The 25,679-nt window shown below is 69.4% G+C and carries 29 protein-coding genes and 4 tRNA genes; 16 read left to right on the top strand and 17 right to left on the bottom strand.

The genetic code is table 11. The annotated features are described in order from the left end of the window. The first annotated feature begins 7 nt into the window (after nt 1-7). Nucleotides 8-88, top strand: a tRNA-Tyr gene (locus CKY47_RS01165). A gap of 98 nt (nt 89-186) precedes the next feature. Here CKY47_RS01165 and CKY47_RS01160 read toward each other — a convergent pair. From CKY47_RS01160 to CKY47_RS01105, 12 genes are all read right to left on the bottom strand, one after another. After that, nucleotides 187-1,578 carry a tyrosine-type recombinase/integrase gene (locus CKY47_RS01160; protein WP_306743691.1) on the bottom strand — a complete coding sequence of 464 codons (1,392 nt, stop codon included), beginning with the start codon at nt 1,576-1,578 and terminating at the stop codon, nt 187-189. Further along, nucleotides 1,578-1,763, bottom strand: a complete 186-nt coding sequence (locus CKY47_RS01155) for a helix-turn-helix transcriptional regulator (RefSeq protein ID WP_306743690.1) — start codon at nt 1,761-1,763, stop codon at nt 1,578-1,580. The genes CKY47_RS01160 and CKY47_RS01155 overlap by 1 nt, the downstream gene beginning before the upstream one ends. Further along, complete coding sequence (locus CKY47_RS01150) at nt 1,760-2,869, bottom strand: DUF3631 domain-containing protein (protein WP_306743689.1); 1,110 nt, start codon at nt 2,867-2,869, stop codon at nt 1,760-1,762. The genes CKY47_RS01155 and CKY47_RS01150 overlap by 4 nt, the downstream gene beginning before the upstream one ends. Further along, nucleotides 2,866-3,798: a DNA cytosine methyltransferase gene (locus CKY47_RS01145; RefSeq protein ID WP_306743688.1), complete on the bottom strand. Its 933-nt coding sequence runs from the start codon at nt 3,796-3,798 to the stop codon at nt 2,866-2,868. The genes CKY47_RS01150 and CKY47_RS01145 overlap by 4 nt, the downstream gene beginning before the upstream one ends. After that, entirely contained in the window at nt 3,795-4,778 is a 984-nt protein-coding gene (locus CKY47_RS01140) for a bifunctional DNA primase/polymerase (protein WP_306743687.1), read from the bottom strand. The genes CKY47_RS01145 and CKY47_RS01140 overlap by 4 nt, the downstream gene beginning before the upstream one ends. A gap of 25 nt (nt 4,779-4,803) precedes the next feature. After that, entirely contained in the window at nt 4,804-5,049 is a 246-nt protein-coding gene (locus CKY47_RS01135; RefSeq protein ID WP_306743686.1) for a hypothetical protein, read from the bottom strand. Between the two features lie 233 nt (nt 5,050-5,282). After that, nucleotides 5,283-7,484: a P-loop NTPase family protein gene (locus tag CKY47_RS01130; protein WP_306743685.1), complete on the bottom strand. Its 2,202-nt coding sequence runs from the start codon at nt 7,482-7,484 to the stop codon at nt 5,283-5,285. Next, entirely contained in the window at nt 7,481-8,602 is a 1,122-nt protein-coding gene (locus tag CKY47_RS01125; protein WP_306743684.1) for a hypothetical protein, read from the bottom strand. Before CKY47_RS01125 ends, CKY47_RS01130 begins: the two co-directional genes overlap by 4 nt. Beyond that, nucleotides 8,599-8,862, bottom strand: a complete 264-nt coding sequence (locus tag CKY47_RS01120; protein WP_306743683.1) for a hypothetical protein — start codon at nt 8,860-8,862, stop codon at nt 8,599-8,601. The genes CKY47_RS01125 and CKY47_RS01120 overlap by 4 nt, the downstream gene beginning before the upstream one ends. Next, the gene (locus CKY47_RS01115; RefSeq protein ID WP_306743682.1) at nt 8,855-9,025 is read right to left on the bottom strand and encodes a hypothetical protein; all 171 of its coding nucleotides are present in this window, start codon (nt 9,023-9,025) and stop codon (nt 8,855-8,857) included. Before CKY47_RS01115 ends, CKY47_RS01120 begins: the two co-directional genes overlap by 8 nt. A gap of 290 nt (nt 9,026-9,315) precedes the next feature. Next, complete coding sequence (locus CKY47_RS01110) at nt 9,316-9,741, bottom strand: RRQRL motif-containing zinc-binding protein (RefSeq protein ID WP_306744517.1); 426 nt, start codon at nt 9,739-9,741, stop codon at nt 9,316-9,318. Continuing rightward, the gene (locus tag CKY47_RS01105; RefSeq protein ID WP_306743681.1) at nt 9,741-9,965 is read right to left on the bottom strand and encodes a hypothetical protein; all 225 of its coding nucleotides are present in this window, start codon (nt 9,963-9,965) and stop codon (nt 9,741-9,743) included. Before CKY47_RS01105 ends, CKY47_RS01110 begins: the two co-directional genes overlap by 1 nt. Before the next feature lie 187 nt (nt 9,966-10,152). Here CKY47_RS01105 and CKY47_RS01100 point away from each other — a divergent pair, with 187 nt between their 5' ends. Together CKY47_RS01100 and CKY47_RS01095 are read left to right on the top strand one after the other, a co-directional pair. Next, nucleotides 10,153-11,001 carry a GntR family transcriptional regulator gene (locus CKY47_RS01100; protein WP_306743680.1) on the top strand — a complete coding sequence of 283 codons (849 nt, stop codon included), beginning with the start codon at nt 10,153-10,155 and terminating at the stop codon, nt 10,999-11,001. Between the two features lie 13 nt (nt 11,002-11,014). Beyond that, nucleotides 11,015-11,938, top strand: a complete 924-nt coding sequence (locus tag CKY47_RS01095) for an NAD(P)-dependent oxidoreductase (RefSeq protein WP_306743679.1) — start codon at nt 11,015-11,017, stop codon at nt 11,936-11,938. A gap of 1,783 nt (nt 11,939-13,721) precedes the next feature. Here the strand turns inward: CKY47_RS01095 and CKY47_RS01090 are convergent. Then, nucleotides 13,722-13,991, bottom strand: a complete 270-nt coding sequence (locus CKY47_RS01090) for a hypothetical protein (protein WP_306743678.1) — start codon at nt 13,989-13,991, stop codon at nt 13,722-13,724. Between the two features lie 242 nt (nt 13,992-14,233). On the opposite strand from CKY47_RS01090, the gene CKY47_RS01085 reads away from it, so the two are divergent. The 8 genes from CKY47_RS01085 to CKY47_RS01050 all read left to right on the top strand — a co-directional run bounded on the left by CKY47_RS01085 (nt 14,234) and on the right by CKY47_RS01050 (nt 19,193). Continuing rightward, nucleotides 14,234-14,737 (top strand): hypothetical protein, encoded by a 504-nt coding sequence (locus tag CKY47_RS01085; protein ID WP_306743677.1) that lies wholly within the window; start codon nt 14,234-14,236, stop codon nt 14,735-14,737. A 59-nt stretch (nt 14,738-14,796) separates the two neighbouring features. Further along, a complete protein-coding gene (locus tag CKY47_RS01080) occupies nt 14,797-14,982 on the top strand; it encodes a hypothetical protein (protein WP_306743676.1) in 186 nt (61 codons plus the stop codon). 175 nt (nt 14,983-15,157) lie between these two features. After that, nucleotides 15,158-17,761 (top strand): EAL domain-containing protein, encoded by a 2,604-nt coding sequence (locus CKY47_RS01075; RefSeq protein WP_306743675.1) that lies wholly within the window; start codon nt 15,158-15,160, stop codon nt 17,759-17,761. 64 nt (nt 17,762-17,825) lie between these two features. Beyond that, nucleotides 17,826-17,901: transfer RNA gene (locus CKY47_RS01070), tRNA-Thr, on the top strand. Between the two features lie 42 nt (nt 17,902-17,943). Continuing rightward, a tRNA-Met gene (locus CKY47_RS01065) sits at nt 17,944-18,016 on the top strand. 74 nt (nt 18,017-18,090) lie between these two features. Further along, nucleotides 18,091-18,255 (top strand): 50S ribosomal protein L33, encoded by a 165-nt coding sequence (rpmG, locus tag CKY47_RS01060; protein WP_015105301.1) that lies wholly within the window; start codon nt 18,091-18,093, stop codon nt 18,253-18,255. Between the two features lie 72 nt (nt 18,256-18,327). Further along, nucleotides 18,328-18,777, top strand: a complete 450-nt coding sequence (locus CKY47_RS01055) for a MaoC family dehydratase N-terminal domain-containing protein (protein ID WP_306743674.1) — start codon at nt 18,328-18,330, stop codon at nt 18,775-18,777. Further along, nucleotides 18,774-19,193: a MaoC family dehydratase gene (locus CKY47_RS01050; protein WP_306743673.1), complete on the top strand. Its 420-nt coding sequence runs from the start codon at nt 18,774-18,776 to the stop codon at nt 19,191-19,193. The genes CKY47_RS01055 and CKY47_RS01050 overlap by 4 nt, the downstream gene beginning before the upstream one ends. Before the next feature lie 43 nt (nt 19,194-19,236). Here CKY47_RS01050 and CKY47_RS01045 read toward each other — a convergent pair whose 3' ends face one another. The 3 genes from CKY47_RS01045 to CKY47_RS01035 form a co-directional block, all read right to left on the bottom strand. Beyond that, the gene (locus tag CKY47_RS01045; RefSeq protein WP_306743672.1) at nt 19,237-19,647 is read right to left on the bottom strand and encodes an MmpS family transport accessory protein; all 411 of its coding nucleotides are present in this window, start codon (nt 19,645-19,647) and stop codon (nt 19,237-19,239) included. Between the two features lie 97 nt (nt 19,648-19,744). Beyond that, nucleotides 19,745-20,380 carry an MmpS family transport accessory protein gene (locus CKY47_RS01040; protein ID WP_306743671.1) on the bottom strand — a complete coding sequence of 212 codons (636 nt, stop codon included), beginning with the start codon at nt 20,378-20,380 and terminating at the stop codon, nt 19,745-19,747. Between the two features lie 155 nt (nt 20,381-20,535). Beyond that, a complete protein-coding gene (locus CKY47_RS01035) occupies nt 20,536-21,777 on the bottom strand; it encodes a pyridoxal phosphate-dependent aminotransferase (RefSeq protein WP_306743670.1) in 1,242 nt (413 codons plus the stop codon). 187 nt (nt 21,778-21,964) lie between these two features. On the opposite strand from CKY47_RS01035, the gene CKY47_RS01030 reads away from it, so the two are divergent. From CKY47_RS01030 to rplA, 5 genes are all read left to right on the top strand, one after another. Further along, nucleotides 21,965-22,037, top strand: a tRNA-Trp gene (locus CKY47_RS01030). 31 nt (nt 22,038-22,068) lie between these two features. Beyond that, entirely contained in the window at nt 22,069-22,470 is a 402-nt protein-coding gene (gene secE / locus CKY47_RS01025; protein WP_306743669.1) for a preprotein translocase subunit SecE, read from the top strand. 65 nt (nt 22,471-22,535) lie between these two features. Beyond that, nucleotides 22,536-23,345, top strand: a complete 810-nt coding sequence (gene nusG / locus CKY47_RS01020; protein WP_306743668.1) for a transcription termination/antitermination protein NusG — start codon at nt 22,536-22,538, stop codon at nt 23,343-23,345. A gap of 102 nt (nt 23,346-23,447) precedes the next feature. Continuing rightward, nucleotides 23,448-23,882, top strand: coding sequence for a 50S ribosomal protein L11 (gene rplK, locus CKY47_RS01015; RefSeq protein WP_306743667.1), 435 nt, complete (start codon nt 23,448-23,450; stop codon nt 23,880-23,882). Between the two features lie 79 nt (nt 23,883-23,961). Beyond that, complete coding sequence (rplA, locus tag CKY47_RS01010; protein WP_306743666.1) at nt 23,962-24,678, top strand: 50S ribosomal protein L1; 717 nt, start codon at nt 23,962-23,964, stop codon at nt 24,676-24,678. Between the two features lie 84 nt (nt 24,679-24,762). Here rplA and CKY47_RS01005 read toward each other — a convergent pair whose 3' ends face one another. Beyond that, nucleotides 24,763-25,527: a hypothetical protein gene (locus CKY47_RS01005; RefSeq protein WP_306743665.1), complete on the bottom strand. Its 765-nt coding sequence runs from the start codon at nt 25,525-25,527 to the stop codon at nt 24,763-24,765. Between the last annotated feature and the right edge of the window lie 152 nt (nt 25,528-25,679).

Raw genomic sequence — 25,679 nt, 5'->3', positions numbered from 1 at the left:
GGCGCGGGGCGGGTTGCCCGAGCGGCCAATGGGAGCGGACTGTAAATCCGTCGCGAAAGCTACAGAGGTTCGAATCCTCTACCCGCCACGCGAGCCAGAAGACCCCCGTGACCTGTGAGAACAGGTCACGGGGGTCTTCTCGTTGTGTCCGGCTGCGTACGGCTCAGAACGGCCGTCTACGGCCCGTCACGTCCAGGGCGCGTCCAAGTTCGGCGCGCCTCCGAGAGCCGCTTGGACGCGCTGACGGGCGCTCTGCTCACCTCCGTCGAGGCACTTCGCGTAGACCCGCAGCAGGACGGCCACGCTGTGACCGGCCCATTCGGCTACCCGTGTGGCCTCTACGCCTGCGTTGAGCCACGTCGAGACGCAGGCGTGACGCAAGTCATACGGGCGTCGTGCCAGTGGTGAGGCGGCCACCTCGGGGGTGAGTACGGCCTGCCGCGCCAGCGCCCACACCCGGCCGTAGGTCGAGCTGCCCACCCTGCCGCCGCGCTCGGCCCGGAACAGCCGACCATCGGCGGTCGTGCCGAACACGGTGAGGTGGTTGTGCAGGATCGAGGTCAGTTCCGGGGAGCACGGCACCACGCGCCCGGTGCCTTCCTCCCGGTGCTTGAGCGCGCGTTCCTCCCGTGCTTGACCGCTGTCGGTCCACCGGCCGCTCACCTCCGGTGCCGCCGACTCCAAGTGCAGCTCACCCCACCCGCGTTCGGGGAGGGACAGGTTGTGCTTCCGGAGGTTCGCCGCTTCCTCGGGACGCAGCGCAGCGAAGTACATCAGCGCGAAGAACGCGACCAGGGACGGCCCGCTCCGTTGAATTCCGTTCACCGCCAGCAGCAGCGTCCGAGCCTGGACCGGGTTCGCCACCGATCGGCGGTCCACCTCGTTGGTCACCGTCTTGCGCTTCTTCGTCTTCACCGACTTCAGCGGGTTCTCACTCAACACCCCTTGCTCAATGGCGTACTCCAGCGCGCTGCCCAACGTGGTGCGACGCAACCGGGCGGTGTCCTGGGCCACCCGCTTCCCGTCCAACTTCGTCTCCACCGCGTTCAGGAAACCGCGCAGGAAATCCGGCCTGGTCAGGTCGCTCACCGGCCGCGTGTTGCGAGCCGCCCACGTGAGCGCGTCGGCAATGTCGGGCGCGTGCTTGTCGTCGCGGTGCCGGGTGTTGAACGCCGTACGCAGTGCCGCGCGCAGAACCTTCGCATTCGGCCGTCCCCGATCCGTGGAAAGCATGGCCACCGTGATGGGAATCAGTGCGTCCGCAATCGTCCGGCGGTGACCGGGCGACGACTCGGGCCACATCCGGTCAACGTAGGAGCACGCGAAGTCGTACCACGACTTTGGCGCGCTCTCCTTCCGCAGCATCGTGACCGGCAAGCCGGTACCCGTGTCGAACGGAACGCCATCGGTGGTGGCGCTCAGCAGCTTGGACCGGAACGCGTCCGCAAGGGCCTTGGTGGAACACGGCTCGCTGAACGGCTTGCCCGCCACCGTCCACCGCACCTTGTACGTCGTCTTGCGCTTGCCCTTGTACGGCGCGCCGATCTTCCAAATGCGCACGCGGGTCGAGGTGTCCATCAGGCAGCCACCCCGCAGCCGTCGTACCACGCGTCAATGTCCCGGCGGTCGAACCGCAATTGTCCGTTCGGCAGCTTGGAACACTTCGGTGCGAGCCCTTTGGCAAGCCAGTCGTACAACGTCGAACGTGAAATCTTGAACTCCTTGCAGAACTCGGCCACCGTCAGCAACTCCCGGCGAGTCATACGGCCACCCCCTCAGCTTCGTTCTCAACGGGCAAGTAGCGCGCCCACGCGTCACCGAGCCCGTTCTCCCCGTCGATGACGTAGCCCTTGAACGTCTTCCCGCCGCTTTTGTAGGCGGTGACCCTGACCTTGTAGTGGCTCAGTTCGGCCGCGAGTTGGCGCGCGGTGAGCGCCTTGCCGTTGTAATCACCCCACGGCGCTTCCTCCATGCTCCACAGCACGGCGAGGATTTCGACGGTGCTCATTCGCTCCACGCCGCGTTCCCGGAAGATGGTCCGCAGATCACCCAGCAGCCGAATCCGGTCGGAGATCGGGTCCTGCTGGGAGGCGTTCACGAAGTGCAGGCACGCGGCGCGGGCGGTGTCGGGCCAGTGCGCACCGGCCGCGTCCGCGATGGCCAGCAGCGGTTCCCAGATTTCGGCCGCGCGGTCGGCGACACCGTCCGGCATCTCCGGCACGGCCGCGCCGACCTCGGCACCGACCGCGTCCATCCACGCTGACAGCGCCTCACGGATGGGGGTCGATTCCTGGTCCACCCGGCGTTCGCGGAACTGCTCCACCTTCTCCTCGGCGCGGCGTCGCCGCATGTGGATGGTGATGGCGCGGGTGGTGATGGTCTCCGGCATCCGTCCGGCGATTCCGGCCAGCGCGGCCGGGGCGTAGACGGGGAACCGCTCGATCACCATGTTCCCGGCGTCGCCCTTGCAGCGGGCTACGGTCGCGGAGCGCTTGTAACCGGCGTTGACCAGCGCCCGGAGGTCTTCGTTGCCACCGCCCCTGGTGTCGAAAATGGCATCGATCTCGTCGAACAGGATGGTGATGGGACCCGCACCGACCATGCGGAACAGCGCGGCCGGGGTGGCGGAGAACGTCATCTCCGGTTGCTTGACCAGGAACCGCGCCACCTCCATGACGCGGGTCTTGCCCGAGCCGGGTTCGGCGCTGGACAGGATGAGCCGGGGCGTGATGTAGAAGTGCTCGGCAGCCCAGGTGTGGGCGTACCAGAGGGCCAGCATGGGGGCGCAGTGCTCGTCGGGAAAGGCGTTGTACCGCGCGACGAACGCCCGGACCTGGTCCAGGATTTCCGCGCCGTTGTGGGTGCTCATGCGGCGTGTCCCTTCGTGCGTTCGCGGTAGGCGGCTTGTCGGCAGGCGTGGGAGCAGTGGCGGGGCCATCGGCCGGTGAGGGGGCGGACCAGTGGTGCGCCGCAGCGGCAGACGCGGGTGGTCACGGTCCCGGTGGGTTGCGGTGATCCGTCACCGGTGCCCGCGGGGGAAGCGTCACCGGCCGCGGGGATAGCGTCACCGGCTGACGCTTCCCACCGGTGCGCCGCGTCGGCGCGTGACGTTTGCGCCCTGGTTGCTTTGGTCACGGGTGTGGCCAGGTGTCGGGCGTGGCCGATGAGCTGGGTTCCGAGCCAGAACGTGTAGGCCGGTGGGATGGCCTGGGTGAGGTTGGGCCAGGGCATCCAGTCGATGCCCATGGCGGCCCGTCCGACCTCGGTGGGGGTGCCGGGTGACGGTTCCCCGTCGACGGGGTTTCGTCTCCCGCGTTGGCCGTAGGAGCCGTAGACGGGTACGGCGGGGGTGCTGCGGTCGTGGTGGCACGGTGTGCCGTGGAGCGGCAGGTTGGACTCGAACAGCCGGTGCCGTCGCACTCCCAGCCGCAGGGTGTCGCCGCAGATGGTGACCGGGTTGTGCAGTGGTGCGCCGGGGACGTTCTCGATGACGTAGGCCCACGCGTCCCCGCGTTCGACCGCGTCGCGCAGCCGTCGCCGGATGGGTTCGACGAGGTCGGGGTGTTCGTGGCGTCGGTCGGCGGGGGTGGCGGTGGAGAAACGCTGGCAGGGCGGGGAGGCTGCGATCACGTCGTAGCCGGACAGGTCCACTGTGAGCGCGTCGGCCTGGACGAAGGGGAACGGGTAGTAGGGCTGCGGGCGGATGTCGACGCCGGTCACGTCGAACCCGGCGGCGTGGTAGCCGGCGGACGCGCCCCCGGCGCAGCAGAACAGGTCCAGCAGACGCGGCCGACTCATGCGGCACCCCGCTGTGCCGAGGTGGTCTCCGGTGCCTTGCGGGGTCGGGTGGCTCCGGCGCGCAGTCCGTTGCCGATGGTGCGGAGAACTTCGTTTTCGGTGCAGCCGCATCGGTCGGTGATCATGTGGAGTGCCGCCGTGTGCAGCTCTGCCTCTGCTGTAGCCGCAGGCAGCAGTCCGCCGCCGACGAGTTGCCCGAGGGCGACGGAGGCGACGAACAGGGTGTGGGTGTGGCGGCCTGGTTGGGCCGCTGCGACCCGGTCCCGCTCACCCCGCACCGCAGCCGCCACGTAGCCCGGTAGCCGCTCTGTGCGGCTCACGATGGGCGCTGTACGGGCCGTACGCGGCGTGGGCGTGAGGGCCTGGACCAACCAGGTGGGCGGATCGGCAGGGGCGCGGTCGTCGCCGACGCTGTAGGGGCCGTCCGGGGTCTGCGAGCCGGGGCCGACGACGTAGCCGCCGTGCGCACGGGTGTCGACCATCGGCCCGAGGGCGGAGGCGGTGTTGCGCAGCTCGACCCCGACCGGCGCCCGGTAGTAGAGGTGGTCCCCGCCCTTGGCGGTGATGACCGAGCGGGTGTCGAACACCTCGGCCACCGGGTGCCCACCGGCCGCGCACAGGTCGGTGAGCACGTCGCGGCCGGTGGTGACGCCCCCTCGGCTACAGCCGTCCTCGTCCGGCACAGACGCCAACGACTTGGGCATGTCGAGGTCGACCACGAGCAGCCCGGACGGGCCGGTGGCGATCCCGACGTTGAACGGACCGGTGGCCCAGCAGCGTTCGACCACGGCCGGATCGGTGGTGGCACGCTGCTCCCACCCGAGGTGGCCGTTGGTGCACGGTCCGGTACGGGGACAGCGCCGCTCACCGTGCAGGGCGGGAACCTTGGTGCCGGGCCGCAGCGGGAAGACGTGGAAGCCGCTCGCCGCAGCGTCCAACGCGTGCCGCAACATCGAGGCGGCGGACGGTAGGTAGCTCATGACTCTCCCTTCCGAACGGTGGCGGTCAGTTGCCGGGGCGCTGGACGTTGCGGGCGTTGTCACGGCGGCTGCGGCGGACGCGGGTGAACGTGTTCCAGAGACGACGGCCGGTGCGCAGCCGCATCCCGCTTCCGCCGCAGGGGCGGCAGGGGCGGTAGGCCAGTGCGAGCGGGGAACGGTGGTTGCCCTTGCCCTTGCAGGTGCGGCAGGGCTTGAACGGGTGCGTGGCGTACAGGCCGATGTGGACGGTGGACAGCAGGAGCAGACCCACGACTCCGAACGGCTTGACAGACGGAATGTCACTGAGAGTGAGAAGTGCGAGGATGGCGAACGCGACGCGTGAGGGGGTCACGATGTGGCCTTTCGGGCTGTTTCAGGGTGTGCGGCACCGACGCCGCTATGAACTAGGGCGCTGATCAGGCGTGAAGTGGGGTGCTAGCGGGGGCGCTAGGTCTAGCGGGGTCGCGTGCTAGACCCAGCGCCGTTCCGGGCTAGGCCACCGGCCTACTTCCTGTCACGCTCGGTGATGGCATTGGTGATGTGTGCGCGTTCGACGCCGCGCCGGTTGGCTCCCTTGCCGGTGCCGGGGTCGGTGCCCCAGACCTGCACCGTGGACACGCCGTAGGGCTTGAGCGCGGCGGCCAGGTGCTTGGCCTTGTCCTTGCCGTCCTGCTCCGCCCACGGCCCGTAGACGGCCGGTCGCAGCTCGGCGAGCCGGTCCACGATGGACTCTGACCACGCCTTGTCCGCCGCGCCCATCGCGGTGAGCACGTCGGGCAGCAGCGTGTCCGCCGCCACCTCGTCCACCTCGACGTCCAGCCCGGCCGCGTAGCCGGACAGCAGCCCGGCCGCGCTGCGCACGGCGCGTGCCCGTCCCGCGATGGTCTCCGCGCCGGGGCCGTCGATGTAGACGCCCTTGACGGTGGTGGTGTCGTCGGTGACGCCCTTGAGCAGCCCGATCCCCTTGTCGGAGAACGAGAACTGCGTGGCGCGCTCACCGTTGCGGTAGGACGAGGTGCCCAACACCATGTCGTTGGCCATCTGCCCGGTGACCTTGAGGCAGAACCGCAACACGGCGTTGTCGCTGATCTGGGTGGGGATGGACTTCGAGTCCGGCCGCTGGGTGGCGAGGATCAGCACGATGCCGGTCGCCGGGCCGCGCTTCACGAGGTCGGTGCAGATTTCCTCGATCTCCGCGCCGTGCTCGGGGTGCTCGAACCACACCTGGCACTCGTCCACCCCGATCACGACGGGGTGCAGCCGCAGGGACCGCTTCGAGGCCAACTCGGTGGTGACCTTGTTCTCCGGGCACAGGTCCTTGGGCAGTTCCCGGATCACCTTCGTGCGCCGTCGCATCTCTTCCCGCAGCGCGCGGAGGTCGGCAAGCGCGTACTCCAGGTCTTCGGGGTCGTCACCGGCCCGGTACCGGTGGGAGACCGGCGCGAGCGGGGACAGGTCCCCGGTGCCCTTGAGGTCGTAGGTGTGCAGCTCCGCGCGGGGGTCGAGAGCGGCGGTGAGCAGCAGTTGCCGCAGCGTGAACGTCTTGCCCATGCGTGGGATCGCGCCCACGACCCCGGCCAGGAACATCAGGGCGAACGACACCCACCGGCCACGTACGTCGGTGCCGAACGGCTGCGGCGTGAACAGGTCGATCGCGCCGCCCTTGGCCAGTGGCCACGCGGGCTGCTTGGCCTTGGACATGTCCCGGTCACCGACCCACAGCACGAGCTGACCGGGGTGCCCGTCCGGTGCCTGCTCCGGCCACACGCAGCCCAGCGCGCGCCCGAGACCGGAGGCCAGCCGCTCCCGCCGCTCGATCACGTCGGCCGCTGTGACACCGCCGGGCAGCTCCACGTCCGCGCGCCAACCGGGGCCGTCGCGGTGGATGGGGGAGGTGAACCCGATTGCGTTCGGGTTCTTGGCCATCGGCCCGTTGATCCCGGCGATGCTCAGCGAGGTCAGCGCCTTCACCACCAGGTCGGAGGTCAGCCGCGCGGCCTGCGCCTGGACCACGGCGCGGGTGGCCACCGGCTTGTCCGCCGTGCTGCCCAGCGAACCGAGGAGGGACACCGCGACCAGCCCGCAAAGCCACAGCACCCACCCCGGCGCGACGTCGGGCAGCACGACCAGCAGCACCGTGCCCACGGTGCCCGCGACCAGAGTGAGGATGGTGCGCACCCGGACCCGCGCGTTGCGCTCGGCCACGAGCTTGAGATAGCGCTCCGCGTCACCCCGCAGCGCCATCTCCCGCCGCAGCGGGCGGCCCTCCGAGTCGGAGACCCACCGGCCGGTCGCGGCCATCAGCAGCAGCGCGCCGCGCGGCGACCGGGCCGCGAGCCGCCACAGGTACAGCGGTACCCGCGCGGCGTGGTAGCCGGTGGCGTGCGCGTAGTGCCGCAGCACCCACCGCGCGGTCTGCCTGATCTCGGCGACGCTGGACAGGTAGTGCGGGACGATCGGCTGCCTGGTCTGGTGCCGCAGCCGCGTGACCCAGTCGGAGTCGTCGGTGGTGTCCTCGGCGGAGTCCACCAGCACCGGCCGCACGGCGGCCTGGTCCTCGTCCACGATCTCCGCATCGAGCACCACCGGCACGGTCTCGACCGCCGCGCCGGGCGTGGCGTCGGTGCCGGTCGGACGCAGGTGACGGACGTTGTCCGGGATCTCGTCGGGGGAGCCGGGGGCCGTGAGGTCGGTGGTGGTGCTCATCGGTCACCCTCGCTCTCGTGATGGGCCGTCAGGTACTCGCGGATCTCCCGGGCGTACTCGCTGCCGCACCGGAGGTGGGTGCGGATCGCGCTGCCGGACGGCACCGGGGGAAGCTCCCCGGCGGCCACCGCAGCGCTCACCCGGGGCAGCAGCTCAGCCGCCCGCTTGGACAGCGTCGGGAGCGGTTTTGCCTGCACGATCGGGGTGTCAGCCGCCGCCGGGACGCTCACGGTGGGGACGCGTGACGGTTCCCCCGCGGCCTCCTGACCTGTGGTGACGGTTCCCCGCGGACTCGGGGTGACGGGTGACGTTTGCGCCCTGGGCGCTTGCGTCACGGGCGGATCGGCGGGGGTGGTGTCGCCGTGGTCGAGCCCGGCGAACTCTGCCCAGATGACCGGCATGACCGTCACGGCGGCTACAGCCACCAGGGGGCCGATCGAGTGCGCGAGCAGCGTCATCGGCTCGAACCGCTCGGCGACGAACGGCAGGTACGGCCAGACGTTCAGTGTCAGCGTCACCGCCAGCGCGCCGCGCTCCACCCGGTTGAGGTGCGGGTGGTCCAGCACCCGGCCACGGGTAGCGAGGTAGGCGCGGGCGGCCACCACGACCAGCAGCACGGCGGAGATGACCGGCTCCACCGCCCACGCGCCCCACCACGCCGCGCTGTGGACCGGAGTGTTCAACGTCAGCGTGTGGTGAACCCCGGTGGTCGACCAGGCCAGCGCGCCGACCAACGCCGTCATGGCCACCACGGTCAGCACCGCCCGCACCCGGGACGCCTGCCACGCCCGCGCCGCCGCGTCCTGAGCCAATGCGTGCAACCGTGCGGCCTGCATGGCGCGCTTGCGGCTGCGTCGGACCTTGCGGGAGTCCACGGCCAACGGCGCGGCGTCGCCCTGCAAGCTCAGCAGCGCGTGTGCCTCGTCCACCTCGGCGCGCAGCCGCCGCACCCGCCGCGTGCGCACCGGCACCTCGTGACGGTTCCCCGCCGGCTGGGTTTCGTCCCGCACGAGCGCCGGGGCCTGAGCCGCGACGTAGCGCATCACCTCGGCCACCGCCTGGTCCACCTCGTCACGGGAGTCGTCGGGACCGGGCATGGGCAGCGTCGTGACGCTCATGCCGTCACCTCCTGGCGACGCATCCGCACCGAACGGCGCGGCGAAGACTTCGGGTCGGCCACCAGAACGGCGGCACAGATCAGCAGGCACAGCGCGACCAGGGCGGCCACGGTGTGCTCACCGTGCACGGCCAAGCTGTAGAGGCCACACGCGCCCATCGCAGCGGACACGACCAGCCGCCACAGCAGCACCGCCACCACCAGGGCGACGACAGCCATCACGGCGAACGGCAGGGGATAGGTGGTGATCAGCTCACTCATCGTCGGCCACCCCCGCGCGCTGCCGCTCGATCAGCCGGGCGTGGTCGCGCTGGTAGGCCGGGGCCGACTCCCACGAGTGGCCGGGGTGAGCGCTCTCGTAGGTGGCGCGAGCGGTGGACTCCACCCGCGACACTGCGGTGTCGTCGTACGTCGTGCGTGACATGCTCTTGGTCTCCTGACCCGCCCTCTTGAGGGCGGTGTTGGGGTGGGCCGGACCGGTGGCGGGTTCTTGGCGGTTCCAGGCCGCCGGTCCGGGCGAACTCACTTCTTGTTGTCGGGCATGACCAGGTCGTAGACCTGGCGCAAGGTCTCGCGGGGCGTCGCGTCGTTCTCGGCGAGCAGCTCGTTGAACGCCTGCGTCACGCCCTGCTGGTCACCGCGTGCGCTGGCGTTGAGGGCCTGCTGGACCTTGTTGCGGATGAACTCATGGGGGTGTCTCCCTAGTCGGGTTGATCAGGCGGCTTGCGGGGTGTCCGAGGTCAGTTCGAAGCACGGCCAGCACAGGTGAGTACTGGTCGGCAGCACGTACAGCGGGTCTTTGCCGCAGTTGCCGCAGATGCGGCGCGCGAGGTTGGCCTTGGCCAGAGCGGTGAACTTCGCCGGGGTCATCGGCCGGACCGGCGCGGCCCGCTCGATCAGGTACAGCGACGCGAACACCGTCTTGCCCGAGGCGCTGTGCCGCACGTACAGCACCGCCACCGGGTCCTGACCGTTCGGCCGCAACCCCAGCGCCCGCAACTGCCGCCGCGTGGCCAACTTGTTCTTGGGGGCGCAGCCATAGGAAAGCAGCGGCAAGCCGTCGTGCGTGCCACGGGTGAACTGCGGACCATCGGCCCACGGCACCGGCATGAGCACCCAGGGGAACGACTTGCTCGCCATCACGCGGCCTCGTTGTCCATCGGGCCGGACAGCGGGACGAACGTGCGCAGCACGCGCACCGTGCCGCCCAGGGTGCGCCGCTCCTCGCGCCGGTCCCGCCGCCTGAGCGCCGAGCCGTCCAAGAGCGCGGACGTGGCGGGCGGCAGGTCTGCCACCTCGTCCGCCGCTTGCGCGATCAACGCGTCGATCGCGTCTTCGGTCAGTCCGTCTTCCTCGCCGAACATCAGGCTTCCTCCTGTGTGTCTGTCGCCACACCTGGCGACGAGAGGAAGCTAACAGTTGTTAGGAGTGCGGGTCAACTGTTTGGTCAAAACTTGTCCAGAAATGGCTTCTACCTGCGTAAACGCTGATCGGCGGCCTGTTAGGTGGCTGGTATGCTGCTGGTCAGACGTCCAGCGCACCGGAGGTTGCATGTCAGGCCAGAACCCTCGTGTCTCGCGAGGTGAGCCGCTTCAGCAGCAGGTGGCCAGGAACATTCGCAACGAGATCGCTGCTGGCGTACTGCGTCACGGTCAGCCGTTGCCGTCCACGCGTGACCTTGCCCAGCAGTGGGGCGTAAGCGTGTTCACGATCAACGAGGCCATGAAGTTGCTTGCCGCTGAAAACGTGGTCGTCAGCAAGCCGCGCGCAGGGCGCATCGTGAATGCTCCCGACCAGGCCGCGCGAACCGAGGTACGTACCGACTCACCTCACGTGCTGCTCGTGGGCGGCTATGCAGGGAGCGGGAAGACGGAGCTTGGGCGCGTGCTCGCCCGTGAGACTGGCTGGCCGATGCTCGATAAAGACAGCCTGACCCGGCCGGTCGTTGAAGCGGCTCTGGAAGTGCTTGGACTTTCGCCGCACGATCGAGAGTCGGAAGGCTACCTGTCGCGAATCCGTCCGCGTGAATATGAAGCGCTGATCAACACCATGACTGAGAACGTCCAGTGCGGAAACAGTGCCATCGTCACCGCTCCCTTCGTAAAGGAGTTCAGAGACGAGGCTTGGTTGGATCGTCTAGAAGCTTCCTGTGAGGATATGGGCGCAAAGGTGTCGCTCGTGTGGGTCCACTGTGATCCGGACACGATGCACACCTACATACGCCATCGTGGTGCCGCACGCGACTCCTTCAAGCTGGACAACTGGGCAAGCTACATCGCTTCAATAGACATCGACTTCCGCCCACCTGCTCCACACTTCACGGTAAACAACAGTGCGTCTGGTGCGCCGTTGCAGACTCAAGCGCGCGAATTGGTTGCTTCGATCGTAAATGAGGGCTGATGTGGTGACCCGGATGAAAGTTTTGGTCAGTCATGAAGTTGACGACCAGGTGGGTAGGGAGATTCTAGGTGCCGAGTCCGCGCTTGAGGTACTGACCTACGACCCGAACAACTCTCAATTGAGCAACACGCAACGTTCTGCGGAACTTTTGATTCCGCCGTACCGGGGCAGTCACCGGCCCATACCGCTGCTTCAGCAACTACCCAAGCTGCGTATGGTGCAGCTTCTCTCTGCCGGAGTGGACGAATGGTTCGAGCACGTGCCTAGAGAGGTAACCCTGGCCAGCGCTAGGGGCGCTCATGCCGGACCGGTGTCAGAGTGGGTGCTGTCGGCCATTCTCACTCAATTGCGTCAATGGCCAGCCTTGGTGAGGTTCCAGGATTCTGAGACATGGGCCCATCGGCGTTTTGCTGCTGACACGCTCGCTGGGAAACAGGTTCTCATCCTAGGGGCAGGGAGTATCGGCATGGCGGTGGCTCGGAAGCTCGCAGCCTTCGATGCCATGTCGACGCTTGTTGCGAGTGTCGCCCGAGAAGGGGTGTACGCGCCCGATGCACTTCCTGACTTGCTACCTGGGCATCAGGTAGTTGTGGTGACGGCACCGCTGAACGAGGCTACGCGAAAGCTTGTTGACGCCGACTTTCTTTCGGCAATGGACGACGGCGCATTGCTTGTCAACGCTGGTCGCGGTCAAATCGTGGATACTGCGGCGCTCGTGAGTGAGTTGCAAAGTGGCCGGTTGCGCGCGGCCTTGGACGTGACGGACCCTGAGCCGCTACCGCCTGGTCATCCGCTTTGGAAGTGTGCTGGCGCAATCGTCAGCCCGCACTCGGCGCGAACGGTGCCGGGGACCAATCGGCTCTGCTACATGGTGGCTGCTGAGCAGATCGGAGTCTTTGTCGCTGGAGGTGTGCCGTCAAACGCCGTACTAAGGTGATCTTGCCCGCAGGGGAATCGTCACGCTTGGTCGTGCGGGCGGTGGGTGCCTCTGGGATCGGTAACTGCGGTAACTGCGGTAACCGTGCAGGTCGGACGGTCACCGATAGAGGGCCGGTTACCGATTGGAATCGGTAACCGGGAACCGGAAGGCTGTAGCCGGAGGCAGGTGCGGTGGTGCTTCCGTCACGCCCTCGGCTACAGCCGCCTTGTGGTGCTCGCCCGATAGCAGAACGAGAGTCGGTAGGTGCGGTTACCGATCCACATCCGTAACCCATGATCAAAGGTAACCCTCTGACCTGCACGGTTACCCCAGTTACCGCAGTTACCGATCCTGTAGACAGGCAAGCGCCATCCGGGTTACATGATCAAGCAACAAGCAGGTGAAGCAAGTTCTACGCGGCGGGCAGGGGCCGCAACCTTGGCCACAGCCACCGTCAACGCCATCTTCACCAAGCTCATCCAAGGGTGCTGACGGGCAGTTCAGCTAGTTGCCCACATGGGAAAGCGGTGCACACCGACGTACTGATCTCCCAATGGCTGCAAGGCCTGTAGCTGCGAAGATTCGCTGATCGAAGCGTCTCAAGCGCACGGGCGGTAGTGGGCAGTGCTTCACCCTTGACCGCTGTGACCCTGTATTTCTGCACGTCAACGGCCTACGGCATCGAATGGCGTCATGATGGTGTCACGTGTGGTGTCACCTGTGACGCTAGGTCGTTCGGACCCCCTGCGCGCGGGGCCTTGTACAGTCTGCGGCACGTGTTCCGACTTCGATCAACTTGCCAACTTCCGTTGTCCTCCACCCGGATCCGGTGGAGGACAACCTGAACCCGAAGGGTTCGCCTGGAGATCACCGGGGGACGGCGGCAAGAGTTGAGCGAGAGGCAGGAGCGCGAGGGGTCACCATCACGGAGGTCCCGAGAGCGAGCGGCCCAGGTCTGTGATCACTTGGCGGTCGGTTTAGAGACGGTGACCCTTTCGGGTCCGATCTTGACCGGCGGGAGCCCGGTGATCTACATGATCACCGGGCTCCTCGGTCTCGGTCTCCACTCCGCTGCCAGTGCGCTGCGCAAGAGGTAGGTGACCCTGTCGGCGGCCGGGGGTCGAACGGGGCGGCACCCCCGGAGCGATCCTCGGCCGCTGATCTCTGTGGAACACAGTTGAATCTACAGCGCTTCCGCACACACTTGTGTACGCACCTGTACGCACCTGTACGCACCTGTACGCATACCGTGGGTAGCTGTGGGGTAGGTGGCGCGTACCTCACAGGTGGTACTGCTCTGAAGTTCCCAGGTGTTCTGGTTCACGCGGTGGCCGATGTGTGCTGGCGCAGTCGCTGGCATGGGGCGCTCGTAGGGCAGGCACAGGTAGGGCAGACCTAGCGCAGGGTTCAGGGGCGGGGGAGTGCGCCTCCTTGGGCGCTGCGGCGCGTCATGGACGCGGCCGTCCGCTGCACGGGCAACACCGGGCCGCGTCCAAGCCACGTCCAAACTGACCCTTCTAGTTGCAAAAGGCCAGGTCAAGGCGCGTGGTGGTAGGAGTCTGTAAATCCGTCGCGAAAGCTACAGAGGTTCGAATCCTCTACCCGCCACGCGAGACGAAGACCCCTGCTTGCCGAGAGCGAGCGGGGGTCTTCGTCGTTCACGGGGTGCTGCGCCGGTCGGCGGCCCCGAGCGGGGTCCGCGGAGCCGTGACGTAGGTGAGGCCGACGCGCAAGCGCTTCCTCTCGCTTGCGTGCCGGCCTCGCGATGCAGCATAACCCATGTCGAACGTTTGTTCGAGGGTCATGCGATCGCCGCTCTCCCCGCCTCGGTCAGCTCCGCGTCCACCCGCTCGTCCAGGCCGACCGCGCGGCGCGCCCTCAGCAGGCCCGCGTGGACCAGGTCGTGCGTGACCATCTGGTCGCAGCACGGCAGCCCGTCCACGTACAGGTCCGGTTCTCGTCCTCCCGACAGTTGCGCCCTGCCCGCGGCGACGGCCCGGAGCATGGACCTGGCCCGGCCGGACAGCTCCTGCACGACGATCACGGCGACCCCCTCGCCAGCTCTGCCCATACCAGCTTCCCTCTTTTCACAGGAGGTCCGGCCCCGGGCCCCGAGTACCCGGCCGACCCGGGTTCACTCGGGTGGCCCAGGCGAGATCACCCGACGGTGTGGCGTCCGTTCGGTCCTCCCTGGCGCGGTGACCGGTTGCGCTGATCGGCCCAGCCGAAGTGCGGCCGACCGGTCGGCGACGCGATCGACCCGCCGTCGCGGACCGGCGGGGCGGGGGCGGTCGCCGGGCCGACACTCGGGCCATGAGCGAAATCCTCATCGCCCTCGCGGCCCTCGCGACCGGCGTGCTCCTCGGCCGGGTCGTCCCGTTCCCGGGGCGCCGTCGCTCGCCCCGGTCGTCGTCGCCCGCGCCCGCCGACGTCGGCGCGCTGCTCAACGCCGTGGACGACCTGGAGTACGGCCTGGCCGCGGTGCTGAACTTCGGGCCGCTGTCGGCGTCCGAGCTGACCGGGGTGGACCTGGCGGCCAAGCTCGAACGGCTCGCGGGGGACCTGCCCAAGGACGTCTTCGGCACGCTCAAGGGGCTGGTCGGCAAGATCGCGCTGCACCCGTACCCCGAGCGGCACGACCTGCTCGGCGCGGTGCGCGAGGACGAGTCCGCGGTGTGGCTCGCGCTGCGCGACGCGATCGGCAGCGGCGCCGCCCAGCACGTGGCGGCCACGGAGGCGTGCCGGGTGCTGGAGGGCGTGCGCGCGGTGCTGCGGGGCGACGCGGCGGTCGCGCGGCGGGAACCGGTGGGGGTGTAGGCGGGACCGGTGACCCTGTGGAGCCGGATGCGGTGAACGTTCCCTACGGAGTCCCGGAGGTGTCCGTAACCGGTTCCGCGCACACCGTGACCGTCCCGGCGCACCCCGACCGGCCGGGGTGCGGCGACCTGTCGGCTGAGCAGGCGCCACGCCGCGGTGGGCTGGTCCGGACCACCGCCGCCGGTGGTCGGGCACGCTTCTCGCGCCGTGCGGTCGTGGTGGTGAAGGGCCTGCTGAACGTGTGAACGGCGTCGTCACCTTTCGTGGTAATCCGTCCTACGACCTGCCATTTCGTCCCCCGACCGGGGTACATTGGCAGCCTTGGAGGGGTCCTGGTCGACGTTCGGGACCCCTCAGTCACGCCAGGAGCCCGCAGGCCGCGACCCGGCCCACCGTGACGACGGCCGACGAGGAGGCTGGATGTCCGACCACGCGTCGGCCAAGGCGCCCACCGCGCCGTCCCGGTCCACGAACCGCTCCTTCAGCGTGTTCGCGGCCCTGCTCCTCGTCGCGGGCGGGTTGTCCGCGTTCGCCGTCGGCTCCTGGCTGCCCGACAACTCCGCCACGCCGAGCCTGCTGTGGACCGGCCCGCTGCTCGTCGTCGGCTTCCTGCTGGCCGAGCAGCTCGCCATCAACGTCGACGTGCGCAGCGGGGTGGCCTGGACCATCTCGTTCACCGAGATCCCGCTCGTGCTCGGCCTGCTCGTCGCGCCGTTCGAGGTCGTGCTCGCCGCGCACGTCGTCGCGGGCGTCGGCACGCTGCTCGGCCGCCGCGTGCTCGACCGCGCCGTCTACAACGCCGGCCTGATGTTCATGGAGATCTCGGTGGCCTTCGCGGTCGCCGAGTGGGTCAAGGAGCTCCTCGGCCGCAGCGGCCCGGTCTGGGCGGGCGCGTTCGTCGGCACGATCGCCGTGCCGCTGCTGGCCAGCCTGCTCGGCCTGACCGCGCTGCGGATCATGCGCAAGGGCATGCGGCTCGGCCCGGCGCTGCGCCTGGTCGCGCAGACCCTCGTGGTGGCGCTGCTGAACACCTCCGCCGGCCTCGTCGGCTACGAGGTCGCGACGCGCGTGCCGTGGGGCGGCCTGCTGATCGGCCTGGTCTTCGCCGGCATCACCGCCATCTACCTCGCCTACTCGGGCCTGCTGCGCGAGCAGCGCGACCTGGAGGCGCTGAGCGAGGTCTCGCTGCGCGTCGCCCGCTCCGGCCGGCACGCCACGGGCCCGCGCGGCGCGATCCCGGACGCCGGCGACGGCCGCGCCGAGGACGACGAGTGGCAGCTGATCGCCGACCGCATCCGCGAGCAGCTCAACTCCAACCGCGTCGTGCTGCGGCTGCGCACCGACCCCCAGGCGCCGATGCGCAGCTTCGTCTCGGGTGAGCCGCTGCCGCCGGGGATGCGCCGCGACGACCCGCGCGTGCTGCGCGAGGACGCCATGCTCCAGCTGCCCGGCGCGCAGGTGCGGTACTTCCGGGTCGTCGACGCGGGCGAGGAGGTCTCCGAGGCCCTGGCCCGCCGGGACGCGCAGGAGGCGCTGGTCGTGCCGCTGCGCGGGGCGACCCAGCTGCTCGGCGCGGTCGAGGTGCACGACCGGCTCAGCCGGTGGCGCGGCTTCGGCAAGGCGGACCTCCAGCTGCTGCGCACGCTCGCCAGCCACCTCTCGACCGCCGTGGACAACCGCAGGCTCCTCGCCCGGCTGCGCCACGACGCCTACCACGACCCGCTGACCGGCCTGCTCAACCGGCCGGGCTTCCGCGAGGCCGCGAGCGAGCCGATGCGGCAGGCCGACACGGCCGTCGTGGTGCGCGTGGACCTCGACGTGCTGTCCACCGTCTCGGACGCGCTCGGGCAGACCTGGGCCAACCGGATGGTCGTCGCCGCCGGCCGCAGGCTGCGCGACGAGCTGGGCCCCGAGGTGCCGCTGGCCCGCCTGGAGGGCGGCGCGTTCGCCGCGCTGCTGCTCGACCGGCAGTCCGAGCGGGTCCGGGAGATCGCCGAGAGGCTGCGCGCGGCGTTGTCCGTGCCCTACCCCGTCGACCGGCTCACCGTGGAGGCGGGCGCGGTCGTCGGCTGGGCCACCACCGCGGACGAGGAGCTGGAGGAGTACGAGCCCGACGTGCTGCTCCAGCACGCCGACGTGGCCGTGCGGGCGACCAGCGAGAACGAGCCGCTGCGCCAGTACGCGCCGAGCATGGGCCAGATCTTCCTGCGCCGCTTCCAGCTCGTCACGCAGTTCCGCTCGGCCCTGGAGAACGGCCAGGTCTCCGTGCACTACCAGCCCAAGATCGCCCTGCCGAGCCGCCAGGTGATCGGCGCGGAGGCCCTGGTGCGCTGGAAGCACCCGGAGTTCGGCCGCGTCGACCCGGACGAGTTCGTGCCCGCCGTCGAGGCCACCGGCCTGGTCGACGTGCTGACGGACTTCGTGATGGACCGGGCCCTGGAGCGGGTCAGGCTGTGGATCGACCGCGGGCTGCGGATGTCGATCGCGGTCAACCTGTCCGTGCGCACGCTGGCCGACGAGGAGTTCCCCGACCGCGTCGCGGCGGCCCTGCGCCGGCACGAGGTGCCGCCGGAGCTGCTCACGTTCGAGCTGACCGAGTCCGGGGTGATGGCCGACCCGGAGCGCGCGCTGCCCGTGCTGCGCCGCCTGCACCAGATGGGCGTCGTGCTGGCCGTGGACGACTTCGGCACCGGCTACTCGTCACTGGCCTACCTGCGCCAGCTGCCGGTGGACGAGGTCAAGATCGACAAGAGCTTCGTGCTCGGCATGGGCACGGACCTGGGCGACATGGCCGTGGTCCGCTCCATCGTCGAGCTGGGCCACTCGCTCGGCCTCACCGTGGTCGCCGAGGGCGTCGAGGACGACGCCGCGCGCGACCAGCTGGTCGGCATGGGCTGCGACGTGGCGCAGGGCTACCTGATCTCCCGGCCGCTGTCCGAGGACCGCTTCGAGGCGTGGCTGCGGGCGCGGACCGTGCAGGTCAGGGGTGCCCGGGATGAGACGGTGCTCACTCTGGTGCATTGATCGGCACCCCCGATTTCACTCCTGCGGGAGGGGTGTTGTAGAGTTCTACTCGCTGCAAGAGCAAGCCCCTTTAGCTCAGTCGGCAGAGCGTCTCCATGGTAAGGAGAAGGTCTACGGTTCGATTCCGTAAAGGGGCTCCACAACCGGCCGCGGTGCTCAAGCATCGCGGCTGACTTGTGTAAAGCGGTGTAGCTCAGTTGGTAGAGCAAGCGGCTCATAATCGCTGTGTCGCCGGTTCAAGTCCGGCCACCGCTACTCGCAAGATCCCCGCCAGGCGGTAAGCCCGCACTGGGGAACCGGGGCACACGCGCTCTAGGAAGGCAAGGACCGTGGCTGCAACCGACGTACGCCCCAAGATCACCCTCGCGTGCGAGGAGTGCAAGCACCGGAACTACATCACCAGGAAGAACCGGCGCAACGACCCGGACCGCCTGGAGATCAAGAAGTTCTGCCCGAACTGCAAGACCCACCGCGCTCACAAGGAAACCCGCTGAGCCGGTAGCACCGCTTCGACGAGGCCCGTCCCCCGCGTGGGGGCGGGCCTCGTCGCGTATAGCCTGCGTGCCGTGCCTCTCGACCAGTCCTACGTCGGACGTTCCTACCCGCCGTCGCCCCCCTACGAAGTCGGCCGCGAGAAGATCCGCGAGTTCGCCGACGCGGTCGGGGAACCGAGCCCGGCGCACCGCGACCCCGAGGCCGCGCGCGCCCTGGGCCACCCGGACGTCATCGCGCCGCCGACGTTCGCGGTCGTGCTGTCGCTGAAGATCAACGACGTGCTGGTCGGGGACCCCGAGCTGGGCCTGGACTACAGCCGCGTGGTGCACGGCGACCAGGTGTTCGTCCACCACCGCCCCATCACGGCGGGCGACCGGCTGTCCGTGGTGCTGCACGTCGACGGCATCACGTCCCGGATGGGCAACGACATGCTGGCGCTGCGCGCCGAGATCACCACCGAGGACGGCGAGCCGGTCACCACCGCCAAGTCCACCCTCGTGGTCCGCGGGGAGGAGTCGTGATCAGGGCTTCGGACGTCTCCGTCGGCGACGCCCTGCCGCCGCTGACGCTGCGCATCACCCGAGCCGACCTGGTCCGCTACGCGGGCGCGTCGGGCGACTTCAACCCGATCCACTGGAACGAGCGGTTCGCCCGCGAGGTCGGCCTGCCGGGCGTGATCGCGCACGGGATGCTCACCATGGGCCTCGCGGGCCGGATCGTCACCGAGTGGGCCGGCGACCCGGGCGCCGTCGTCGAGTACGGCGTGCGGTTCGGGCGGCCCGTCCCGGTGCCGGACGACGACGAGGGCGCGCTCGTGGAGGTGACGGGCAAGGTGACCAAGGTCCTGGAGGACGGCACGTTCAAGGTCAACGTGACGGCCTCGTTCGAGGGCAAGTCGGTCCTCGGGGGCGCGTCGGCCCGCGTGCGGCTGCCCTGAGGCTCTTCCGCGGGGACTCTCCGCGGGGGCTCTCCGCGGGCCGTCAGAAACCGTTGCACAGGGCGCTGGTGTGCGCGCCGGTGGCCGTGGCCGAGCGCCGCTCGACGCCGTCCACGGTCACCGCGCACGCCACGTCCCCGCCGGACTGGCCGATGGTGACGGTGAGGACGCCGTCGACGGGTGCGTCGGCCACCACCAGCTCCTTGCGCCAGGGCAGCGCGGTCAGCTCCTCGCGGAGCGTCTCCCCGGGGTGCGTCCCGCCCTGCCGGAAGGTCGAGTAGGTGACGGTGGCCCGCTCCACCTCGCCGCTCACCTCGTAGACCACCCGCACCGGTGGCACCGGCCGGGTGGCCCACAGGACGAGGGCCAGTGCCCCGATCACCAGCGCCGCCGCGCCCGCGACGACGGACCACGTGCGGAAGCGCGGTCGTGGGGGCCGTTCGGGCTCCGGCATGGGGCTCCTCGGACGTGGACCGGTGGGACTGAATGGACCATCGGTGTGACACGACCGCCGGTTACAGCCTTCACCCGAACGGGTTACGCAGGGTGGCTCAGAAGTCGGAGCAGCTGGCGACGGAGAACGCCCCGGTCGCGGTGGCGGTCTTCTTCTCCACGCCGTCCACCGTGATGCGGCACGTGACGGTGCCCCCGTCGGCCCCGGTCATCACCGTCAGGGTGCCGCCGCTGAACAGACCCTTGACGGTGACCTCCTTGGTCCACGGGAACGTGGTGATGTCCTCGTCGTTGGTGGACGCGCCGCCGTCGCTGTAGGACGAGTACGTGACGCCGGCGCCGGTCCCCTCGCCGGTGACCTCGTAGAGCACCACGGACTGCTTGTCGGCCTCCGCCTCCAGCTCGTCCATCGCCCGGTCCACGTCGGACGCCGCCTTGGTGAACACCGCCGCCCACAGGACGCAGATCACCAGGCCGATCGCGGACAGCGCGATGCCCGCGACGGCGAGGCCCTTGTTGGTCGCCTGACCGCGGTTGGCCTTGGAGACGCCGACCAGCCCGAGCACGAGGCCCAGGATGACCAGTGGCCACGCGACGACCCCGATCACCGGCAGGAAGCTGAACAGCAGGCCGACGAGGCCGAGCACGAAACCGGCCGTGCCGAGGCCGTTCTGCGGCGCCGGCGGCGGCATCGGCGGCTGGTGGTGCACCTGCGGCGGCTGGGGGTACGACATGGGGGTTCTCCTCGGACGGGCTGCCCGCGACAGCGGGTGTGACGTCCGGGACATCGACACGAATTCGATCATAGTTACAGGCCGTCACCGAAAAGTGTCCAAATACGCCAATAGGCACCCCGAAAGGGTGCCTATTGTGACGGACAGTCGCTTTTCTACTGGACCTCAGCCAGTAGATCGGCCATTCGGGTGACTCCGGTCTTGAGGTCCTCGTCGCTCAGGGCGTACGAGAGCCGCAGGTAGCCGGGCGTGCCGAACGCCTCGCCGGGCACCACGGCCACCTCGGCGTGCTCCAGGATCAGCGCGGCCAGGTGCACGGAGTCCGTGATCGTCGTCCCGCGCAGCTCCTTGCCGATCAGCGCCTTGACCGACGGGTACGCGTAGAACGCGCCCTTCGGGGTCGGGCACTCGACGCCGGGGATCGCCGACAGCATCTCGACGATCGTGCGCCGCCGGCGGTCGAACGCGGTGCGCATCCCGTGCGCCGCCTCCAGCGACCCGGACACGGCCTCCAGGGCCGCGCGCTGCGAGACGTTCGCCACGTTCGAGGTCAGGTGCGACTGGAGGTTCGTCGCGGCCTTCACCACGTCCTCCGGGCCGATCAGCCAGCCCACCCGCCAACCGGTCATCGCGTACGTCTTCGCCACGCCGTTGAGCACGATCGTCCGGTCCGCCATCGCGGGCACGACCACCGGCAGCGACACCGACTCGGCGCCGTCGTACACCAGGTGCTCGTAGATCTCGTCGGTGATCACCCACAGGCCGTGCTCCAGCGCCCACTCGCCGATCGCGACGACCTGCTCGCGGGTGTAGACCGAGCCCGTCGGGTTCGAGGGGGAGCACAGCAGCAGCACCTTGGTCCTCGGGGTGCGCGCCGCCTCCAGTTGCTCGACGGTGACCAGGTAGTCGGTCGTCTCGTCGGCGGTGACCTGCACGGGGACGCCGCCGGCCAGCGTGATCGCCTCGGGGTAGGTGGTCCAGTACGGCGCGGGCAGCAGCACCTCGTCGCCCGGGTCCAGGATCGTGGCGAACGCCTGGTAGACGGCCTGCTTGCCGCCGTTGGTGATCAGCACCTGCGAGGCCTTCACCTCGTAGCCGGAGTCGCGCAGCGTCTTCGCGGCTACGGCTTCCCGCAGCTCCGGCAGGCCCGCGGCGGGCGTGTAGCGGTGGTTGCGGGGGTCGGCGCACGCGGCCTGGGCGGCGGCGACGACGGCCTCGGGCGTCGGGAAGTCGGGCTCGCCTGCGCCGAAGCCGATCACGGGCCGACCGGCCGCCTTGAGCGCCTTCGCCTTCGCGTCCACCGCGAGGGTGGCGGACTCGGCGATGCCGCCGATCCGCTTGGAGATCCGGGGCAGCTCGGCGGGGGTGGACTCGGTCGTCGTCTCAGGCGTGGCCATGGCCCCAATCGTGGCAGACCGCACATCGCGCCCGAGTGCCGGCACCCCCTCTGACCGGGCCGGTTGGAAAGTGGGGTGATGCGTGCCGTATGCTCTGGAACTCGGAACGCCGAGTCGCTGCCTCACGAGCCACGTGAGGGCGGTGCGGGGCGTCTCCGGCCAGGGGGTTCCGACGGTGGAACCCCAAAGGGGCGTAGCTCAACTGGCAGAGCAGCGGTCTCCAAAACCGCAGGTTGCAGGTTCAAGTCCTGTCGCCCCTGCGTCGAAGCGCGAACGTGAGCGGAGGACGGCATGAGCGAGGGCCGCGAGCAGGACCAGCCGGACGAGCGCGAGAGCGCCTCCCGGCCGGTTACCGCCGCAGCGCGGCGCGAGCGCCGTGGTTCCGCACGGCCGGCGGGCCGCAAGGACGTCGAGGCGAAGAAGTCGGCCGAGGCCGATTCCGACGCCGAGGCGGACAAGAAGGGCCGCCCCACGCGCTCGCGGACGGACTCGGAGAAGCGTCCCAACATCTTCGCCCGGATCGTCCGCTACATCCGTGAGGTGGTCAGCGAGCTGCGGAAGGTCATCTGGCCGACCCGCAAGCAGATGATCACCTACACCGGGGTCGTGCTGGTCTTCGTGGCCTTCATGGTGGCGTTGGTCTTCGGCCTGGATTCGGCCTTCGCCTGGGGCATGTTCCGGCTGTTCGGCTGAGCCGAGCGCCGCGCCGCCCCGGGTGGCGGTGGACATGTGATGCATGAGAGGAAGCGGGACCCACAGTGACGTCCGAGAACGGCGTTGACGCCCAGGAGCACACCGACCTGACCGACGAGGACCTCGACGGTGGCGTCGAGGCCGGCGAGCAGGACGAGGCGTCGGAGGCCATCGAGGAGTCCGCTTCCGCTGCTGCCGACGAGGACGACGCCGAGGCGGACGCCGACGAGCCCGGTGAGGCCGCGGCCGTCGTCCCGGACATCGACGCCGAGCCCGCCGACCCGGCCGAGGAGATGCGCGAGGCACTGCGCCGCGCTCCCGGCGACTGGTACGTCGTGCACTCGTACGCGGGCTACGAGAACAAGGTCAAGACCAACCTCGAGACGCGCATCCAGACGCTCGACATGGAGGACTTCATCTTCCAGGTCGAGGTGCCGACCGAGGAAGTCACCGAGATCAAGAACGGCCAGCGCAAGCAGGTGCAGCGCAAGGTGCTGCCCGGCTACATCCTGGTCCGGATGGAGCTCAACGACGCCTCGTGGAGCGCGGTGCGCAACACGCCCGGCGTGACGGGTTTCGTCGGCGCGACGTCGAAGCCGTCGCCGCTGACCATCGACGAGGTGCTGAAGTTCCTGCTGCCCCGGGTCGAAGAGAAGCCCGCCGCGGGCAAGAAGGCCGCGGCCCCGACGAAGTCGACCGTCGAGGTGGACTTCGAGGTCGGCGAGTCCGTCACCGTCATGGACGGCCCGTTCGCCACGCTGCCCGCCACGATCAGCGAGGTCAACGCGGACGGCCAGAAGCTGAAGGTCCTGGTGTCGATCTTCGGTCGCGAGACTCCGGTCGAGCTGTCGTTCAGCCAGGTCTCCAAGATCTAGCCAGGACACCAAGAGCTCCCGGTCCCCCCTGCGAAAGGGGGTGCCGGCAGCCACGCTGCGGCTGGCAGGGCCGGGCGCGGACACCGCAATAAAGGAACTGAGATGCCTCCCAAGAAGAAGAAGCTCGCAGCTGTCATCAAGCTGCAGATCAAGGCCGGGGCCGCGAACCCGGCGCCGCCGGTCGGCCCCGCGCTGGGTCAGCACGGCGTCAACATCATGGAGTTCTGCAAGCAGTACAACGCCGCGACCGAGTCGCAGCGGGGCACTGTCGTGCCGGTCGAGATCTCCGTGTACGAGGACCGCTCGTTCGACTTCAAGCTCAAGACCCCGCCGGCCGCGAAGCTGATCCTCAAGGCCGCCGGTGTCGAGAAGGGGTCGGGCGAACCGCACCGCCTCAAGGTCGCCAAGGTGACCATGGACCAGGTCCGCGAGATCGCGCAGACCAAGATGGTCGACCTGAACGCGAACGACGTCGACCAGGCCGCGAAGATCATCGCCGGCACCGCCCGCTCCATGGGCATCACGGTCGAAGGCTGACCACCCCCGTACTTCGCAGTCCGTGGGAGAGCCACGCGCTGGCTCGTCACCACCACTGATCCACTTAAGGAACAGACGCATGAAGCGCAGCAAGGCGTACAAGAACGCCGCCGAGCTGGTGGACCGGGAGCGGCTGTACTCGCCGCTGGAGGCCACCAAGCTCGCCAAGGAGACGTCCAAGGTCAAGCTGGACGCGACCGTCGAGGTCGCCATCCGGCTCGGCGTCGACCCCCGCAAGGCCGACCAGATGGTCCGCGGCACCGTGAACCTGCCGCACGGTACGGGCAAGACCGCCCGCGTGATCGTCTTCGCCACCGGTGACAAGGCCGCCGAGGCCGAGGCCGCCGGTGCCGACGCGGTCGGCTCCGAGGACCTGATCGAGCGCATCCAGGGCGGCTGGCTCGACTTCGACGCCGCGATCGCCACCCCCGACCAGATGGCCAAGGTCGGTCGCATCGCCCGCATCCTCGGCCCGCGCGGCCTGATGCCGAACCCGAAGACCGGCACCGTGACGCCCGACGTCACCAAGGCCGTCGTCGACATCAAGGGCGGAAAGATCAACTTCCGCGTCGACAAGCAGGCCAACCTGCACCTGGTCATCGGCAAGGTGTCGTTCGAGCCGGAGAAGCTGGTCGAGAACTACGCCGCCGCGCTGGACGAGATCCTGCGCGCGAAGCCGTCCGCCGCGAAGGGCCGGTACCTGAAGAAGGTCACCGTCTCGACGACGATGGGCCCCGGCATCCCGGTCGACCCGAACCGGACCCGGAACCTGCTGACCGACGAGGCGACCGCCTGACCTCGTTCGACCGCTGTGCGGAGCGCCCCCCGGCCTGGTGCCGGGGGGCGCTCCCGCGTTCGGGGGAGCCGTGCGGGGAGCCGTTCAGGGACAGGCGGGTTCGGGCGCGTAGCCGGTGATCGCCCAGCTCGAGCTCGGCTGCCTGGTGAGCGTGAACCTGCCCAGCTTGGGGCCGCTGCGCACGGTGAGCGCGCAGGAGCTGACCTCGACCGAGCCCGACGCGGGCGCGGTGCGCATGTCGGCGGGGAAGCCGAGCTGGCGGTAGGTGCTCACATCCGTCACCTGCTCCTTCAGCTTGCCCACCGCGGCCTCGCAGTCGGGTGCGCCGAACGCCTCCGCGAACGCCTTCTCCGGTTCGTCGGTCTTGAAGTACGAGCACGCCTGGCCGCCGTCCCCGGTGCCGACGTGCTTGTAGAACAGGGCGATCGTGCCGTTGTTGCCGTACGGGGTCTGGGGCGCGGTGACGTTGTTCTCCACGCCGCCGCTGTCCACCGCCACGTCACCGGGGTCGTCGCCGCCGAAGTACCGCTCGTAGAAGTACGAGAGCACCAGCAGGACGACGACCAGGTAGACCAGCCGCCGGACGAGCTTGCTGCGCAGCAGGGTCTTCCACAGCGGTGTGCGCGGCGGCGCCGGGGGCGGGGTCGCCGGGGGGTGCGGGTACGGGTGCGGCTGCTGGAGGTGCGGGGACGGGGACTGGCCCGGGGGGAGGGCCGGCGGTCCGGCGGCGCCCTGGGCCTGCTGGAAGCGCTGGAACTCCTGGAACCTCTGGAACTCCTGGAACTGCCTCAGCTGTTCCGGGTCGAGGTCCGGTGGCGGTGGCGGGTTCCTGGGCGGCTCTTCGGTCACGCGTCACATCATGCCGATTTGGAAGCCGACTGCCACCTGCCGTACGCTGGGGAACGGTTCACCGAAGACCGCTGGTCATCCGGGGCACGTCACGTGACCCGGAACGAAGGTCCCGCACGACGGGCGACCCGCGCAGGAGAACGAGGAAGTAG

Origin of the sequence: Saccharothrix longispora, from assembly GCF_030852425.1 — a bacterium.
Lineage (GTDB): Bacteria > Actinomycetota > Actinomycetes > Mycobacteriales > Pseudonocardiaceae > Actinosynnema > Actinosynnema longispora.
Note: the sequence above shows the minus strand (reverse complement) of the source record. Positions and strands in the feature narration are given on the sequence as shown.

Excerpts from the sequence above, each read along its gene's own strand:
- CKY47_RS01145 (WP_306743688.1), bottom strand. The coding sequence starts at position 3,798 with ATGAGTCGGCCGCGTCTGCTGGACCTGTTCTGCTGCGCCGGGGGCGCG.
- CKY47_RS01100 (WP_306743680.1), top strand. The coding sequence starts at position 10,153 with ATGTCAGGCCAGAACCCTCGTGTCTCGCGAGGTGAGCCGCTTCAGCAG.
- CKY47_RS01035 (WP_306743670.1), bottom strand. The coding sequence starts at position 21,777 with ATGGCCACGCCTGAGACGACGACCGAGTCCACCCCCGCCGAGCTGCCC.
- CKY47_RS01155 (WP_306743690.1), bottom strand. The coding sequence starts at position 1,763 with ATGACTCGCCGGGAGTTGCTGACGGTGGCCGAGTTCTGCAAGGAGTTC.
- CKY47_RS01105 (WP_306743681.1), bottom strand. The coding sequence starts at position 9,965 with ATGTTCGGCGAGGAAGACGGACTGACCGAAGACGCGATCGACGCGTTG.
- CKY47_RS01045 (WP_306743672.1), bottom strand. The coding sequence starts at position 19,647 with ATGCCGGAGCCCGAACGGCCCCCACGACCGCGCTTCCGCACGTGGTCC.
- CKY47_RS01090 (WP_306743678.1), bottom strand. The coding sequence starts at position 13,991 with ATGGGCAGAGCTGGCGAGGGGGTCGCCGTGATCGTCGTGCAGGAGCTG.
- CKY47_RS01160 (WP_306743691.1), bottom strand. The coding sequence starts at position 1,578 with ATGGACACCTCGACCCGCGTGCGCATTTGGAAGATCGGCGCGCCGTAC.
- CKY47_RS01120 (WP_306743683.1), bottom strand. The coding sequence starts at position 8,862 with ATGAGTGAGCTGATCACCACCTATCCCCTGCCGTTCGCCGTGATGGCT.
- CKY47_RS01140 (WP_306743687.1), bottom strand. The coding sequence starts at position 4,778 with ATGAGCTACCTACCGTCCGCCGCCTCGATGTTGCGGCACGCGTTGGAC.
- CKY47_RS01115 (WP_306743682.1), bottom strand. The coding sequence starts at position 9,025 with ATGTCACGCACGACGTACGACGACACCGCAGTGTCGCGGGTGGAGTCC.
- CKY47_RS01150 (WP_306743689.1), bottom strand. The coding sequence starts at position 2,869 with ATGAGCACCCACAACGGCGCGGAAATCCTGGACCAGGTCCGGGCGTTC.
- CKY47_RS01095 (WP_306743679.1), top strand. The coding sequence starts at position 11,015 with ATGAAAGTTTTGGTCAGTCATGAAGTTGACGACCAGGTGGGTAGGGAG.
- rplA (WP_306743666.1), top strand. The coding sequence starts at position 23,962 with ATGAAGCGCAGCAAGGCGTACAAGAACGCCGCCGAGCTGGTGGACCGG.
- CKY47_RS01075 (WP_306743675.1), top strand. The coding sequence starts at position 15,158 with ATGTCCGACCACGCGTCGGCCAAGGCGCCCACCGCGCCGTCCCGGTCC.
- secE (WP_306743669.1), top strand. The coding sequence starts at position 22,069 with ATGAGCGAGGGCCGCGAGCAGGACCAGCCGGACGAGCGCGAGAGCGCC.
- CKY47_RS01085 (WP_306743677.1), top strand. The coding sequence starts at position 14,234 with ATGAGCGAAATCCTCATCGCCCTCGCGGCCCTCGCGACCGGCGTGCTC.
- CKY47_RS01040 (WP_306743671.1), bottom strand. The coding sequence starts at position 20,380 with ATGTCGTACCCCCAGCCGCCGCAGGTGCACCACCAGCCGCCGATGCCG.
- CKY47_RS01110 (WP_306744517.1), bottom strand. The coding sequence starts at position 9,741 with ATGGCGAGCAAGTCGTTCCCCTGGGTGCTCATGCCGGTGCCGTGGGCC.
- rplK (WP_306743667.1), top strand. The coding sequence starts at position 23,448 with ATGCCTCCCAAGAAGAAGAAGCTCGCAGCTGTCATCAAGCTGCAGATC.
- CKY47_RS01125 (WP_306743684.1), bottom strand. The coding sequence starts at position 8,602 with ATGAGCGTCACGACGCTGCCCATGCCCGGTCCCGACGACTCCCGTGAC.
- CKY47_RS01130 (WP_306743685.1), bottom strand. The coding sequence starts at position 7,484 with ATGAGCACCACCACCGACCTCACGGCCCCCGGCTCCCCCGACGAGATC.